Annotated in this window: 3 protein-coding genes; 1 reads left to right on the top strand and 2 read right to left on the bottom strand. The window is 68.5% G+C overall.

The window, feature by feature from the left end; translation table 11 throughout:
* Positions 1 to 246 (top strand): tripartite tricarboxylate transporter substrate-binding protein (locus L995_RS18195; protein ID WP_047472886.1); only part of this gene is annotated, 246 nt, incomplete at its 5' end.
* A 37-nt stretch (positions 247 to 283) separates the two neighbouring features.
* Here L995_RS18195 and L995_RS18190 read toward each other — a convergent pair.
* Both L995_RS18190 and L995_RS18185 read right to left on the bottom strand, forming a co-directional pair.
* Positions 284 to 1,066, bottom strand: coding sequence for a 3-hydroxybutyrate dehydrogenase (locus L995_RS18190; RefSeq protein WP_012203473.1), 783 nt, complete (start codon positions 1,064 to 1,066; stop codon positions 284 to 286).
* A 157-nt stretch (positions 1,067 to 1,223) separates the two neighbouring features.
* Positions 1,224 to 1,771: LysR substrate-binding domain-containing protein (locus L995_RS18185; protein ID WP_047472885.1), on the bottom strand; the 548-nt coding region annotated here is incomplete at its 5' end.

Raw genomic sequence — 1,771 nt, 5'->3', positions numbered from 1 at the left:
CCGCGTGGCTTTGCGGTGGAGCAGTGGCATGGCCTGCTGGCACCTGCCGCCACGCCCCGGGCCACGGTGCAGGCATTGCATGACACGCTGGAGCAGGCGCTGGCCGATCCCGCCGTCAGCGCTGGCTTGCGCGACCAGGGCTACACCCTGGCGCGGCAGACACCGGGCCAATTCCAGGCGCTGATCGCGGCCGACATCGACCGCTATGCGGCTGTGACCCGGGCGCTGGGCCTGAAGGCCGATTGAGGGCCAGAGAAGAGCCCGAGAAGAGCCGATTGGCGACTTACTGCATGAACCAGCCGTGGCTGACCACCAGCGACTGGCCGGTCAGCGCATTGCTGGGAAAGCCCGCGAAGAGCAGGGCCACGCGGGCCACGTCCTCGGTGGTGGTGAACTCGCCGTCCACGGTTTCCTTGAGCATCACGTTCTTGATGACCTCGTCCTCGCTGATGCCCAGCGTGCGGGCCTGCTCGGGAATCTGCTTGTCCACCAGCGGCGTGCGCACGAAGCCCGGGCAGATCACATTGGCGCGCACGCCGTGCTTGGCGCCTTCCTTGGCCACGGTCTTGGCCAGCCCGATCAGGCCGTGCTTGGCCGTGACATAGGGCGCCTTGAGCAGCGAGGCCTCCTTGGAGTGCACCGATCCCATGTAGATCACGCTGCCGCCGCGGCCCTGCGCATACATGTGCTTGAGGCAGGCGCGCGTGGTGAGGAAGGCGCCGTCCAGGTGGATGGCCAGCATCTTCTTCCAGTCGGCAAAGCTGAATTCCTCCACCGGATGCACGATCTGTATCCCGGCATTGCTGACCAGGATGTCGATGCCGCCGAAGGCCCGGGCGGCCTCCTCGACCGAGGCGTTGACCTGGGCCTCGTCGGTCACGTCCACGGCCACGCCCATGGCCTGCGCTCCCGTGGCGCGCAGCTCGGCCGCCGTGGCGTCGGCTGCCTCCTTGTTGAGGTCGGCAATGACGATGCGCGCGCCCTCGCTGGCGAACAGCGTGGCGATCTCCTTGCCGATGCCGCTGGCCGAGCCGGTGATGAAGGCGACCTTGTCCTTGAGTTGCATGGTGAGTCTTTCCTGGAGAGTGGATGAAACAGGCCGGTGCCCATCTTCGGCGGGGCCGGCCGCGTGCCCTTGTCGGCGCAGGGACCAGTCTGGCGCCGGTTTCTTAGACGAAACTGAGTCGGCAGGCCCGCAAGTCATGCCCGTGACGACCGGCCCTTCAGGGCGCGGCGGCCTCGCGGTGCCGGGGCTGCTGGAACAGCTCGCAGACCAGTTCGCGCAGCCAGCGCTTGGCCGGTTCCTGTTCGAAGCGCCAGCTCCAGTGCAGCGACACGTCGAAGCGGTGATCGGGCAGGTCGGCATCGCGCACCGCATAGCCGCCGCGCTCGACAAAGCCGGCCGCGATCTCGGCCGGCATGATCACCGCCAGGTCGGTCTTGCCCACGATGGAGGGCACGGCCATGAAATGCGCGGCCGACAGGCGGATGCGCTCATCGAGCCGCAGCGCCTGCAGGATGCGCAGCGTCTCCGAATGCGAGCGCACGGCCGCGAAATCCAGCTGGCGCAGCGTGGCCAGCGCCAGTGGCGCGTCTTCGGGCAGGTGCGCCAGCGCGGGGTGGCCGCTGCGCAGCAGCACGCCGTAGTGGTCGGACAGCAGCACGGTCTGCCGGGTCCGCGTGCCACCCGGCAGAAAGCCGATGGCGATGTCCAGCGTGCCCCGGTCCAGCGCATCGGCAATGCCGTCCAGCGGCATGGGCAGGGTCTCCA

The sequence above is a fragment of the Delftia sp. ZNC0008 genome (assembly GCF_000799035.1).
Lineage (GTDB): Bacteria > Pseudomonadota > Gammaproteobacteria > Burkholderiales > Burkholderiaceae_C > Comamonas > Comamonas tsuruhatensis.
This window is presented reverse-complemented; position numbering and strand designations above follow the sequence as displayed.

Coding starts and splice junctions, on each gene's coding strand:
- L995_RS18190 (WP_012203473.1), bottom strand. CDS start 1,066: ATGCAACTCAAGGACAAGGTCGCCTTCATCACCGGCTCGGCCAGCGGC.